Annotated in this window: 11 protein-coding genes; 5 read left to right on the forward strand and 6 right to left on the reverse strand. The window is 63.7% G+C overall.

What is annotated here, in order from left to right:
* Positions 1 to 368 precede the first annotated feature (368 nt).
* From ASB58_RS11780 to ASB58_RS11805, 6 genes are all read right to left on the reverse strand, one after another.
* The gene (locus ASB58_RS11780; protein ID WP_096003082.1) at positions 369 to 1,574 is read right to left on the reverse strand and encodes a pyridoxal phosphate-dependent aminotransferase; all 1,206 of its coding nucleotides are present in this window, start codon (positions 1,572 to 1,574) and stop codon (positions 369 to 371) included.
* A gap of 4 nt (positions 1,575 to 1,578) precedes the next feature.
* Positions 1,579 to 2,997: an amidase gene (locus ASB58_RS11785; protein ID WP_118130952.1), complete on the reverse strand. Its 1,419-nt coding sequence runs from the start codon at positions 2,995 to 2,997 to the stop codon at positions 1,579 to 1,581.
* A gap of 50 nt (positions 2,998 to 3,047) precedes the next feature.
* The gene (locus tag ASB58_RS11790; protein WP_096003084.1) at positions 3,048 to 3,995 is read right to left on the reverse strand and encodes a D-2-hydroxyacid dehydrogenase; all 948 of its coding nucleotides are present in this window, start codon (positions 3,993 to 3,995) and stop codon (positions 3,048 to 3,050) included.
* Positions 3,992 to 5,245, reverse strand: a complete 1,254-nt coding sequence (locus tag ASB58_RS11795; protein ID WP_118130954.1) for an aspartate aminotransferase family protein — start codon at positions 5,243 to 5,245, stop codon at positions 3,992 to 3,994. Before ASB58_RS11795 ends, ASB58_RS11790 begins: the two co-directional genes overlap by 4 nt.
* An 88-nt stretch (positions 5,246 to 5,333) precedes the next feature.
* Positions 5,334 to 6,464: an isocitrate/isopropylmalate dehydrogenase family protein gene (locus tag ASB58_RS11800; RefSeq protein ID WP_118130956.1), complete on the reverse strand. Its 1,131-nt coding sequence runs from the start codon at positions 6,462 to 6,464 to the stop codon at positions 5,334 to 5,336.
* 20 nt (positions 6,465 to 6,484) lie between these two features.
* Positions 6,485 to 7,948, reverse strand: a complete 1,464-nt coding sequence (locus ASB58_RS11805) for an NAD-dependent succinate-semialdehyde dehydrogenase (protein WP_118130958.1) — start codon at positions 7,946 to 7,948, stop codon at positions 6,485 to 6,487.
* 293 nt (positions 7,949 to 8,241) lie between these two features.
* On the opposite strand from ASB58_RS11805, the gene ASB58_RS11810 reads away from it, so the two are divergent.
* The 5 genes from ASB58_RS11810 (at position 8,242) to ASB58_RS11830 (ending at position 13,493) form a co-directional block, all read left to right on the forward strand.
* A complete protein-coding gene (locus tag ASB58_RS11810; protein ID WP_096003088.1) occupies positions 8,242 to 8,664 on the forward strand; it encodes a DUF4399 domain-containing protein in 423 nt (140 codons plus the stop codon).
* 340 nt (positions 8,665 to 9,004) lie between these two features.
* Positions 9,005 to 10,546 (forward strand): OpgD/OpgG family glucan biosynthesis protein, encoded by a 1,542-nt coding sequence (locus ASB58_RS11815; protein WP_118130960.1) that lies wholly within the window; start codon positions 9,005 to 9,007, stop codon positions 10,544 to 10,546.
* A 3-nt stretch (positions 10,547 to 10,549) separates the two neighbouring features.
* Positions 10,550 to 10,798: a hypothetical protein gene (locus ASB58_RS11820; RefSeq protein ID WP_118130962.1), complete on the forward strand. Its 249-nt coding sequence runs from the start codon at positions 10,550 to 10,552 to the stop codon at positions 10,796 to 10,798.
* Positions 10,798 to 12,900: a glucans biosynthesis glucosyltransferase MdoH gene (gene mdoH / locus ASB58_RS11825; protein WP_118130964.1), complete on the forward strand. Its 2,103-nt coding sequence runs from the start codon at positions 10,798 to 10,800 to the stop codon at positions 12,898 to 12,900. The genes ASB58_RS11820 and mdoH overlap by 1 nt, the downstream gene beginning before the upstream one ends.
* 260 nt (positions 12,901 to 13,160) lie before the next feature.
* The gene (locus ASB58_RS11830) at positions 13,161 to 13,493 is read left to right on the forward strand and encodes a hypothetical protein (protein ID WP_202974627.1); all 333 of its coding nucleotides are present in this window, start codon (positions 13,161 to 13,163) and stop codon (positions 13,491 to 13,493) included.
* Positions 13,494 to 13,497: the final 4 nt, after the last annotated feature.

Here is a 13,497-nt window from a genome sequence, read left to right on the forward strand (position 1 = left end):
TGCCCCGGGGGATTCAGGGAATCGCCAATCCATTTCACATACCCTCTGGCGATCAGGCCGGTCCGCAATCAAGGCGTGGTTTCGAAGGCATGTCGGGACCTGTCGAGAAATCACAACGCAGAGTTCGGACCGGCCTGATCGCCCCGCAGCGCAACGCAGCCAGATGCATGCTTGAGCACTCGCAGAGGGCGTGTGAAATGGATTAGCGCTTCCCTTTGGGGAGCCGGGCAACCGGCCCCCTTTGGCTCGCCGTGAAGGCGAAAGGCTGATTCAGTAACAGCGCAGTAAACAATCAACTGTTACTGGCCCACGCCAAAAGAGGTCAGCACCCATGCGTCAGGAAACTGCCAGTTTTAAAGGCTCCCTCCCTAATCAAAATCCTGCTTCTCCATCCACGGAATAATCCGCTCAAACGCCTGCTCAATCCGCTCCAGCGAGGTCGAATAACTCAACCGCAAGGCATTACTGCAGCTGTTGCCGAAGGTCTCGCCAGGGATGGTACAAACCCCGGTTTCCTTCAGCAGCCGCAGCGCCACATTGGTGCCATTCACCCCTTCCGGCAGCGACGGAAACAGATAGAACGCGCCCTCGGGTTTGTACCCGGTCAGGTGCGGCGTCTGCTCCACCAGCTCCACCAGCCGATCCCGCCGTCGGGTGTACTCGCTGAGCATTTGCTCGATAAAGGCACCGCCACTGCGCAGCGCAGCCACCCCGGCCCACTGAAACGGCGTATTGGCCACCGTGGTGGTAAACATGTGATAACGCCGCAGCTTTTTGATTGCCGCCTGGCTGCCGATCAACCAGCCAATGCGCATGCCCGCCATGCTGTAGGTCTTGGAGAAACTGCTGACCACCATGACGTGATCCAGATCGCTGCAACACGACAGCACCGAGGGATACTCTCGACCGTCGTAGATCAGGTGATCGTAGACCTCATCGCTGATCACATGAATGCCACGGTAGGCCGCCTCCTCCAGAATTGCCTCCAGCGTCTCGCGCGGATACAGCGTGCCGGTCGGGTTGCTGGGCGAGTTGAGCACAATCGCATGGGTGTGCGGCTCGATCGCGTCGATGACCTCCTGTGGATCAAGCTGGTGGTTGTTCTCTGCGCGGGTAGTGATCTCCGTGACTTCACCACCATTCATCCGGATCAGCGGCGCATAGAGCATGAACGCGGGGTCAGGCACGATAAAATGGCGGCCCGGCGCGGCCACGGCAGTCAGCGCCAGATAGAGCGCTTCGGTCGCCCCGGTGGTGATCATGATGTTGTCGGGGCTGAGCGGCCGCTGATAGCGCTCGCTGTAGTATTCGGCGAGCGATTCAAGCAGCTCGGGCAACCCGGCATCCATGGTGTAGCCAGTCTGCCCGGCACGCAGGGCCTCGACCGATGCCTCCACGACGGTATCCGGCGCAGGCAGGTCCGGCTGACCGATGGACAGGTGAATGACGTCGTCCATGGTGGACGCCAGATTGACCATCTTGCGGATACCCGGAATCGGAATAGTCAGCAGCGCCGGGTTCCAGATCGGATCTTCCGATTCGTACAGGTCGATGTCGGAGCTTCCCAGTGGCATGGCGTTACTCCTGTGCTGCGTTGAACAGGGCCGGACGGCGATCGGTCAGCGGCGCTGCCTGCTGGTAGGCATGGCCGGCGCGCATCACCACCGCATCGTTGTAGCGTGCGCCCACCAGCTGCAGGCCAATCGGCAAGCCCTTGCTGTCAAAGCCGCAGGGCACGGACAGCCCGGGTTGCCCGGTCATGTTGAAGGGGTAGGTAAAGGGCGTCCAGGTCGGCCAGCGGGTGCTGGGCCAGTCCTCCGGCACTTCACGCCCGGTCTTGAAGGCGGTCAGCGGCAGGGTTGGTGTCAGCAGCAGATCGTACTTCTGGTGGAACGCCGCCATGCGCTCGCGCAGCGCCATGGACTCATTCATCGCGCCCATGTAATCGAGCATGCTCAGGCGTGCGGCCTTCTCCGACACCTTGATCAGTTCCGGGTCCATCAGCGCGCGCTTCTTGGGCCCGAGGTCGCGAATGGCATTGGCGGCACCGCCGTAAAACAGATGGCCAAAGGCGGCCAGCGGATCACTGAAACCGGGGTCCACCCGCACCACCTCGGCACCCAAGTCGGCGAATACCTTGGCCGCCTCGGCTACCGCCGCTTCCACCCCGGGGTCTACATCCACGTAACCGAGATTCGGGCTGTAGGCGATCTTCAGCCCCTTCACTCCGCCCCGCAGTTCGGCCAGATAATCGATATTGCGCCGAGGTACCGCGTTGGTGTCGCGATGATCAGCCTCGGTCAGCACATTCATCATCAGCGCGCAGTCTTCCACGGTCCAGGTCATCGGGCCGGCATGGGCCAGCGTGCCGAACGGGCTGGAGGGCCAGTGCGGCACTTCACCAAAGGAGGGCTTGAGCCCAACGATGCCGCAGAAGGCAGCGGGAATGCGGATTGACCCACCGGCATCGGTGCCCAATGCCATGGGCGCCATGCCCAAAGCTACAGCCACACCGCTGCCGCCCGAGGAGCCGCCGGAGGTTTTATCCGGATTCCAGGGGTTGTTGGTTACGCCGTCGACCGGATTGTCGGTGACGCCCTTCCAGCCCAGCTCGGGCGTAGTGGTCTTGCCGATAGGCACGTAACCATGCCGCGCCAGCGCCGCGGTGCAGGCGCCGGTCTTGCCCAGGGTGCTCGACGGATCGACCGTATGCGAGCCTTTGAGGGTTGGCCACATGGGCGTGAGAAAGACATCCTTGACCGCCACGGGCACGCCATCAAGCAGCCCCTGCGGCGTGCCAGCGCTATAGCGCTGCTCCGACTCGCGCGCCAGCGCCAGACTGGTCTCGCGATCCACCAGACAGAAGCCATTGGTATGGCTGTCCACTCGTTCGATCTGGTCCAGCATGGCGCTGGCCACATCGACTGGCGAGAGCTGACGGTCGGAAAAATGTGCCCGCAACTGCATTGCCGTCATTGCCAGAATTTCGTCGGACATAATCGTCTCCTCAGTGCCAGAGTGCCCGGGCTATTTCTCGTTTCCGGGCGCTATTTCCCCCTGTTCACGCGGTTATGCAGGGGCTCATCGGCCAGCCAGCGGTGCAGATTGGCCATGAACTGCTCACCCAGCGCGCGGCGCCAGCCGATGAAATCACCGGCCATATGCGCAGACAGCATCACGTTGGGCAGATCCCAGAGCGCATGCCCGGCGGGCAATGGCTCGGGGTCAACAACATCCAGTACCGCAGCGCCCAGCTGACGCTGCTGCAAGGCGTCGACCAGATCGTCGGTCACCACAATCGCGCCACGGCCTACATTCACCAGCAGGGCCTCGCGGCGCATCAGCGCCAGGCGATCACGATTGATCAGCCCGCGTGTGTCCTCGGTCAGGGGCGCGGTGATGATCACCACATCCGCCTCTGGTAAGACCGCATCCAGCTGGTCGCTGGCCAGCACGCGGGTAAAGTGCGGCGCCTCGCGCGCCGTGCGGGCGATACCGGTCACCTCAATATCCAGCGCCGCCAGCAGTCTTGCCACTTCGCTGCCGATGGAACCGGCGCCAATGACCAGCGCATGCTGACGCGCGGCCAGCGCAGTTTCGCGGTGCTGCCACTGATGCTGACGCTGCAGCCGCAGGTTGCCGAGGCTGTCCTTGGCATGCATCAGCACCGCACCCAGCACATACTCGGCAATACCCAGATCAAATACCCCGCGCGCGTTGGTCAGCAGCACATCGCTGTCCCACAGCGCCGGGAACATCAAGGCATCGACCCCGGCACTGGTGGCGTGCACCCAGCGAATGCTGTGCTCGGCCGGCCAGCACCCTTCGAGCAGCCCGGTACGAAAGTCGGTGACCACCAGCACGTCGGTCTGCGGCAGGTGCTGGCGCAGATCCGCCTCATCGCTGACCGTGCGCAGCTCGACCGTGGTGGGCAGGTCCTCAAGCCCCGGCAAGGGTTCCTCGCCGGGGGCGACCAGTACCAAAATCCGTGTCACGCAGCCACCTGCTGAGCGGCACGGGCAAAGCGGGCAACCGCTTCGTCAATCTCGGCGCTACTGACCGTCAACGGCGGCAACCAGCGGACAATCTGGCCGTCGGTGCCGCAACGCAGCAGCAATAAGCCCTCGGCCTCGGCGGCGCTGGTCAGGCGCGCCGCCAGGTCGCCACGCGGCGAGCGATGATCGTCGGCAATTTCCATACCCTGCATCAGCCCCTTGCCGCGCAGCGTGTCGATCATGGGAAAACGCTGACGCAGGCCCTGCAAACGCTCGGTCAGTAGCTCGCCCTGTTCTGCTGCGTTGGCGACCAGCTGCTCCTTGTCGATCACCTCCAGGGTTGCCAGGGCCGCAGCGCAGGCCACGGCGTTGGCTCCATAGGTGCCGCCCTGGGAACCTGCCAGGCCCTTGCTCATCAATGCTTCGGAGGCGGCAATGGCCGACAGCGGAAAACCGCTGGCCAGCCCCTTGGCGGTAATCACGATGTCCGGGGTAACGTCAAAATGGTTGTGGCTCCAGAAGCGCCCGGTGCGGCCGTAACCGGCCTGAATCTCGTCGCAGATCAGCAAGATGCCATGCTGCCGACAGCGCTCGGCCAGGCCCTGCATAAAGGCTGTGTTGGCCGGGTAGTAGCCGAACTCGCCCTGCACCGGCTCGATCAGCATGGCGGCGGTGTCGCTGGGCGCAGTGCGGGTTTTCAGAATGTGGTCGAGCTCACGCAGGGCAAACTCGGTGGCCTGCTCCTCGCTCCAGCCGTAGCGGTAGGCATGCGGAAACGGAGAGACCTCCACCCCGGCCATCATCGGGTGAAAGCCCGTCCGCACCTTGGTGCCGGAGGTGGTGAGGGAGGCGGCCGCCATGGTGCGACCGTGAAAGCCACCATCAAAGACGATGATATTGGCGCGACCAGTGGCCTGTCGCGCCAGGCGCAGGGCCGCTTCGACCGACTCGGAGCCGGAATTGGCAAAGGCCACCGAATCAATGCCCTCAGGCATGCGTTCGGCCAACGCATCCGTCAGTTCCAGCATGGGCCGGTGAGCGACCGTGGTGTACTGAGCATGAATGACACGGCCAACCTGCGCCTGAGCGGCGGCGACCACAGTGGGGTGGCAATGGCCGGTGCTGGTCACACCGATGCCTGAGGTGAAGTCCAGATAGCGCCGACCGTCGGTATCGACCAGCCAGCTGCCTTCGCCGTAGTCCACGCAAACCTGACTGGCCTGCTTGAGCAGCGGTGACAAATGGTGCATAGCCATCTCTCCTGTCCTTTCGGCGGGCCGAAGCCCGTGTCTGATCGGCCAGCGACACGCAGAGCGTGTCCTGACACGCGAGCGGGATTTACTGCAGCGCGGCAATCACGCCGGCAGTCACATCCCGACAGGTCCGCCGTTGGCCAGCGGCAGTCGCCAGATCCTTGGCAACCGCTTGGCGCAGGCGTTCGGCAGCCTGTGCGCAACCCACCCAGTCCAGCATCAGGGCTGTGGTGAGCAGCATGGCAGCAGGGTTTGCGAGCCCCTGGCCGGCGATATCCGGCGCGCTGCCATGTGTGGGTTCGAACAGCGCGGGCATGGCACGACTGTCCGGATTGATATTGCACGACGGCGCCAGCCCCAGTCCGCCCGAGAGCACAGCGGCCAGATCCGTCAGAATGTCGCCATGCAAGTTGCTCGCCACCACCACATCGAAGGTCCAAGGGCACTGCACAAACTTCATGCAGGCCGCATCAACCAGCTCGTGGTGGACGCCTATCTCGGGGAATTCGGCGGCAATCTCGGCAAACACCTCGGTGTACATGTCACCCCAATAGGGCTGGGCGTTGCGCTTGGTAATCAGGCAGACCTGTGCACCAGCGCGGCCCTTGTCTGCGCAGTGAAAGTGCCGCGTCTCTGCCCCCCGCGCCTCCAGCCGCTCGCGGGCGCGAACAAAGGCATGGCGAATCAGCCGCTCGGTAGCGCGCCGGGTAAACACCTCCAGCTGGGTAGCCACTTCATCGGCCGAGCCCCGGTGCAGGCGTCCACCCTGATTGACATACTCGCCCTCGCTATTTTCGCGAATCACCAGCATATCGACCTCAGCGGCGCGCGCATCGGCCAAATACTGCGGTGCACCGGGCAGCAGCCGGGCTGGTCGCTCACAGGCCCACAAGCCCAGGCCCTTGCGAAACTGCAGCAGTGGTGACAGCGAAACACTGTCGGGCAGGCAGTAGCGGTTTGCATCACTGAGTGGCCCGGGGTCACCCAGCGCGCCCATCAGCAGCGCGTCGTAGGCCTGCACCTGAGCCATGGCATCGGCCGGCATCATCTCGCCATGCCGTCGGTGCCAGTCGGTCGACGGCCACTCCAGCCAATCCCAGCTCAGGCCCAGCGGCGCCAGCTTATCCAGCGCCTGCAACACCTCGGCGGCGGCGGCCATGACCTCCTGACCAATGCCGTCGCCGGGCATCAGCGCGATGCGCCGTGGCTCAGCCATCGCTGCCTTCGGCTCCACGGTTATGCCCCGCCCATGCACAGGTATTTGATTTCGGTGTACTCATCGAGCCCGTGACGCGAACCCTCGCGGCCCAGGCCGCTGGCCTTGACCCCGCCGAAGGGCGCTGCGGCATTGGACACCGCCCCCTCGTTGATACCGATGATGCCGGCTTCCAGCGCATCGGCAACACGCCAGACGCGGTGGATATTGGTGCTGTAGAAATAGGCCGCCAGCCCATAGGGCGTATCGTTGGCCAGCTCAACGGCCTGCTCCTCCGTATCGAAACGGATCACCGCCGCCAGCGGACCAAAGGTCTCATCAGCGCACACCTGCATGTCCGGCGTCACGCCGGTCACCAGTACGGGCTCAACGTAGTTGCCTTTGGCCTCACCGGGTGAGGCGCCGGCAACATGCTTGGCGCCCTTGGCCAGTGCATCGTCGAAGTGCTCCTGCACCTTCTGCACCGCTGCCCGGTTGATCAACGCGGACTGGGTAACGCCTTCTTCAAAGCCGTCACCCAGCTTGAGCTTGCCCATGGCCTCGGCCAGTTTCTCGACAAACTGGTCATGAACGCCGCTCTGCACCAGAAAACGGTTGGCGCAAACGCAGGTCTGCCCGGTGTTGCGGAACTTGCTGACCATGGCGCCTTCCACTGCGCGGTCCAGATCAGCATCGTCAAAGACGATAAAGGGCGCGTTGCCACCCAGTTCCAGCGACACTTTCTGCACATGCTCGGCGCACTGGGCCATCAGCTGGCTGCCGACGCTGGTCGAGCCGGTGAAGCTCAGCTTGCGCACCGTGTCGCTGCTGGTCAGCACATCACTGATCATCGACGCCTTGCCGGTGACCACATTGAACACGCCCGACGGAATACCCGCCTCTTCGGCCAGCACACCCAGTGCCAGCGCGGTAAAGGGGGTGGCGCTGGCGGGTTTGACAATCATCGAGCAGCCGGCCGCCAGCGCAGCGCCAGCCTTGCGGGTAATCATCGCTGCCGGGAAATTCCAGGGGGTGATGGCGGCCGTCACACCAATCGGCTGACGGGTCACCACGATATGCTGCCCGGGCTTGGCACCGGGAATGGTCTCGCCGTAAACACGGCGTGCTTCCTCGGCAAACCAGCGGATAAAGGACGCGGCATAATCGACCTCACCGCGGGATTCCACCAACGGCTTGCCCTGCTCCAGCGTCATCAGGCTGGCAATGTCTTCGCGGTGCTTGAGCATCAGGTCGTACCAGCGCATCAGCAGGTCAGCACGTTCCAGCGCCGTGGTCTTGCGCCAACTGGCAAAGGCCTTGTCGGCCTGGGCAATGCAATCGTTGAGCTGAGCTTCGCTCAGGCTGGGCACGCTACCGATAATCTCGCCGCTGGCCGGGTTATCCACCTCGATGGTGGCGCCATTGCTGGCGTCGATCCAGTTACCTGCGACCAGACATTGCTGGCGAAACAGGCGGGGTTCGGCAAGACGGGACGGTGCAGACATAGCGGCCTCCTGGGGCAAAACGATGTAGTAGCAGGGCAGCCCTGCTCAACTGAAAAACGACACGCAGTGCACTGCGTAAAAGACGCCACGCACGCAGCGCGGCGAAGACATAACCGGCAGGGCACTGCTTCAGTCGACCGCGCTGCGGTCGCTGTGTTCCCCCGGCCAGCACCCTCTTCCACAGGGTAGGCAGGATAGACAGCAGACGCAAACAAGGGCCGTGGTTGAACCAGCGCCGGTTTGGTGGGTCGACAGAGTTCAACCTTGCCAAACGCACAAACAAGGAGCATCTCATGCAACGGATCACCCACACGCTCGCCGGCCTGCTGCTGGCCAGCAGCGCCAGCCTGGCCTTCGCCCAGACCGCCGCCCCGGATAACGCCAAGGTGTTTTTCATCTCACCCAAAGACGGTGCTACCGTCAGCTCACCGGTCACCGTGCAGTTTGGCCTGGAAGGTATGGGCGTCGCACCGGCCGGCGTCGAACGGGAAGCCACCGGCCACCACCATCTGCTGATCGACACCGACACCCTGCCGCCGGCAGGTCAGCCGATCCCGGCGGACGACCATCACGTGCACTTTGGTGGCGGCCAGACCCAGACCAGCCTCGAGTTGACGCCGGGCGAACACACCCTGCAGCTGATTGTCGGCGACCACCACCACATGCCGCTGTCGCCCTCGGTTACCTCCGAGCAAATCACCATCACCGTCGAGTAACCGCAGCACACCGTCGCTGATCAGGGCTGTCCCTGGTCAGCGACGCTGCCCAGCAGCAGACCCAGCCCCGCTACGACCGACGTTGTGCCCGCCAGAGCAATGATCGCCATCTGGCCACACCGATACAGCCGTTGGTACTTGTCCGACTCCCAATCAAAGCGCTGAATATTGTCCTCCAGCTCGCCCAGTGGATGGGCCTAGTGTCTGCATGCCGCCTCCCCGGCCTGATCCGGCCTTGTCTCGAGCACAGACACCTCCGCGGTGGGCGCCGCTGCAACGGGAACTGCGACGCGACTTTGCGGCCTAACCGCTCAGATACCCATCGCAAGGAATTCGCACCATGCTACGAGGGACTGTTCTGACCAGTGCCGCTTTATGCTTCTGTCTACCACTGGGCCTGCAGGCCGCCGACTTCAGCTTTGAGCAGGTCATCACCAAAGCGCGCGAACGTGCTGAAAGCGCCTACCAACCGCCCAAGGAAGTCCCGCGCTTTTTGCAGGAACTGAGCTTTGACGACTATCAGGGCATCCGCTTCAAGCCGGAAAACAGCCTGTGGCACGAGAGCGATTCAGCCTTTCAGGTCATGCCCGTGCCAAGCGGTTTGTTCTACCGTAACCCGGTGCAGGTGCATGTCATTGATGAGCAGGGCGTCGAGCCGCTGACCTTTGCCAAGAACCAGTTCACCTACCCCAATACCGAGGTCGAACGGCTGGTGCCTGCGGATCTCGGCTACGCCGGTTTCAAGCTGACCTTTCCTCTCAAGGACGGGGAACAGAACCAGTTTCTGGTATTTGCCGGCGCCAGCTACTATCGCGCCGTGGGCAGCGACAACAACTTCGGCATTTCCGGCCGCGGCCTGGCAATCGATACCGGCATGCCCGGCGGCGAGGAGTTTCCCGATTTCGTCGAGTTCTGGCTGGAACGTCCGGCGCCCGACGCCACCAGCATGACCTTCTACGGCCTGCTCGACAGTCCGAGCATGAGCGGCGCCTACCGGTTTGTTGCCACCCCCGGTGATCAGACGGTACTGGCGGTAGAGTCCGTACTGTTTCCGCGCCAGGATGTCGACTTGCTGGGCGTAGCGCCGCTCACGAGCATGTTCTACTACGGCGAAAACAGCATCCGTCCGCGCGGTGAGTGGCGACCGGAAGTACACGACTCCGACGGCCTGCTGGTGCACGACGGCGGCACAGGCGAATGGCTCTGGCGGCCGCTGCAGAACCCCGGCACCCTGCGCATGGACTACTTCAGCGTGCAAAATCTGCGCGGCTTCGGCCTGCTGCAGCGTGACACCGACTTTCGCAGCTATCAGGACCCCGAAGCCATCTACGACGGCCGCCCGAGCAGCTGGGTAGAAACCGACGGCAGTTGGGGGCCGGGCAAGGTGGTACTGGTACAGATCCCCACCCCGAATGAAACCAACGACAACATCGTCGCCTTCTGGCAGCCCAACGACCCGGTGCAACGTGGCAAGCCGCTGAAACAGCGCTACCGCGTCCTGTTCGGTGACCCTGGTATCGCCGCCAGCCCGCTCGGCAGCGCACGGGAGACCTTCGTCGGTGACGGCATGCGCGTCGGCGGCGGCAGCGAGGAAGGGGCGCTGCGAATGATCGTCGACTTCGCGGGCGGCCCGCTGGATGCGTTGAGTGACGATGCGGCCGTGCTGGGCGAGGTCACCATGCAGAATGACGGCGAGCTGATCGAGCAGTTCGTTCAATACCTGCCCAGCCTGAAGCGCTGGCGCCTGTCGATGCTGGTGCGCCCGGCGGACGGCGAGTCACTGGCGCTGCGCGCGCACCTGCGTGACGCTGAGCACACCCTGAGCGAAACCTGGCAATACGACATTCCCGTCGGCAGCGACCTGCTGGCCACGCCGGAGTAAGGCATGAACCCGCCCGACAGTCATGTGATCCTGCAACGCATTCTTGCCTACTGGCAGTGGGCAGGGATGCCGCTAGACCGCGACACTGAGCTCAAGGCGCTGGCCATTACCCGCCAGGCCTTGCAGCAGCACCAACAGCCCGCACTAGAGGTCGCCCTGCAGGCCGCCCGCGCCGCGCTGCCGGCCAGCCCCGAGACGCCCCAGGCTGGTCCGCCGCTACGTCGGGGCAGTCTGCGTTATGGAGATTATTGATGACCAGCCTGCCACCGACCCTGCTACCCGAGAGCACCCACGCCCAGCACCACTGGCGTGGCAGTGCGCGCCGCCGCCGCATCCTGCTGCTGGCGCTGGTGCTGGGTCAGACCCTGGCGGCTACCTGGCTGCTGCTGGCGGTACTGCCCTACCATGGACGTACCGCCGTCGAGGTCGGCATTGCGGTGCTCTTCGGCCTGCTGTTTACCTGGCTATCACTGGGTTTCTGGATTGCCCTGATCGGTTTTGTCCTGCGCCGCCGTGGCGGTGATCCGCGCAGCCTGATGCGGCGTCAGGATGCGGCCACCCTGGCCGCGACTCCGCTCGCACGCACTGCCATCGTGATGCCGATCTACCACGAACCGGTCGCGCGCAGCCTGCTGGGCCTGAAGGCCATCTACCAAAGCCTGGAAGCCAGCGGCGAACTGCAGCACTTTGACTTCTACATCCTCTCCGATAGTCGCGATGCGGACGTCTGGCTACAGGAACAGGCAGCCTGGCAGGCCCTGCGCCAGGAGCTGGGAGCTCAGTCGCGTCTGTTCTATCGCCGCCGTCGACTCAACCTGAACCACAAGAGCGGCAACATCGCCGACTTTCTGCGCCGCTGGGGTCGCGACTACCAGTACATGGTGGTGCTGGACGCCGACAGTCTGATGGGCGGCGATACCATCGTGCAGATGGTGCAACTGATGCAGCGCCACCCGCAGGTGGGCATCCTGCAAACCAGTCCACGCCTGCTCAACGCGCACTCCTTGTTCGCCCGTATCCAGCAATTCGCCAATCAACTGTATGGCCCGCTGTTCACCACCGGGTTGGCGGCAGTACAGTTGGGCGAAGCTGCTTTCTGGGGGCACAACGCCATTCTGCGTATTCGCCCCTTCATGCAGCACTGCGGCCTGCGCCGGCTGCCCGGCTGGGGGTTGTTCAAGGGCTCGGTGCTCAGTCACGACTTCGTCGAAGCTGCCTATATGGGGCGTGCGGGGCAGGAAGTCTGGCTGGAACCGGAGCTGCAGGCCAGCTACGAAGAATCACCACCGACCCTGAGCGACGAGCTGACCCGCGACCGTCGCTGGGCCAAGGGTAACCTGCAGCATCTGTGGCTCATGCTGTTCAGCCGCCGCCTGCGTGTGGCGCACCGCCTGGCCTTTCTCAACGGCATCATGGGGTATCTTGCCTCACCGCTGTGGTTCGGCTTTCTGGTGCTGACCACCGTCGAAGTGGCGCGGCTGGTACTGTGGCCGATCAACTATTTCCCGCAGCCCAACCAGCTGTTCCCGCTCTGGCCCGAGTGGCACCCCACCCGGGCACTGGCACTGGTGGGCATCACTCTGACATTGCTGTTCGTCCCCAAACTGCTGGCGTTGGCCGATGTGCTGATCAGCGGGCAACGCCGGCGCTACGGCGGTGCCCGACGTCTTTGCCTGAGCGTGCTCATCGAGTCGCTGGCATCGGCCCTGCTGGCGCCGATTCGCATGCTCGCGCACAGCCGCTATGTGGTAGAGGCGCTATTCAACGTCAACCTGCGCTGGGCCGGGCAAAACCGCAGTGGCGAGACCAGTTGGCTGGCAGCCGTACTCGACCAGGGTGTCGGCAGCCTGCTGGCACTGAGCTGGTCGGCCTTTGCCTACTGGCTGCAACCCATGTTCTTCCTCTGGTCACTGCCAGTGGCGGTGCCTTTGGTACTGGCTGCACCGCTGTTTGTGCTATTCAGCCGCATTGGTATCGGCACCTGGCTGCGTGATCGCGGCCTGCTGTTGAGCCCGGACGAGCAGCGCGGCAATACGCTGCTGGACGCACTGGAACAACCATCCAGCCTGCCTGCTCTGTGCGAGCGCGATGCGTTTGTCGAGGCCGTCATCCATCCCGCCACCGCGCAGCTGCAGGCAGGCCTGGCCCGTGCACCGCGCGCCCGGCGTCAGCAGCAGGAGTTGCAACTGCTGCGACAGCGCTGTCTGGAGCAGGGACCGGAGCAGTTGGAACCGGCGCACAAGCAGCTGCTGGCGGCCGACGCGGAGTCGCTGCGCTGGCTGCACCAGCAGGTGTGGTTGAGCGCTCCGCACAGCCCCTGGGGCAAGCGCCTGGCCAACCGCATCGCAAACTGACGCAGGTGCGCTGGCCGCTCCCGCAGGCGGGTTCCCACCCCCGCCTGCGCAATACCCTGTTTTAGGTACTTGCCATCCTCGCATATGGCTATATGCTTCTAATCGGCCAGCCTCCAGCTGGCTGCCCATACGATCACCTTGCCCTGATCTGCCGCTTCTGCGGTGGAGCCAGCCGCGGCGTGGCCGTTAGCCATATGCGTTGTTCGGTCTGTCCGATCAGCTTTCGCGCCTACCAGACGGGCGCACCCAGGGAGAGAAAAATGATCAAGAAAGCCTTAGCGCTGTTTGCCGTCCTGTTTCTGTTCAGTGGCCCCGCCGCCGCCGGCTTCGACGGCTATGTCGAGGTGACCAACAACACCGGCTACGACATCTACTACCTGTACGTCAGCCACGCCAAGTCCAAGAGCTGGGAAGAAGACGTCCTGGATGACGATATTCTGCCCGACGGCCACACCGTGCGGGTCAACCTGAGTGGTGCCAAATCGTCTATCTTCGACATCCGCGCCAAGGATGAAGACGGCGACACCTATACCGTCTGGGAAATCGACGTCGCCCGTGACGACGTTGTTTTCACCCTGGATGACATGGACTGAGAGG

This window comes from Pseudomonas abyssi (genome assembly GCF_003444685.1).
GTDB lineage: Bacteria > Pseudomonadota > Gammaproteobacteria > Pseudomonadales > Pseudomonadaceae > Halopseudomonas > Halopseudomonas abyssi.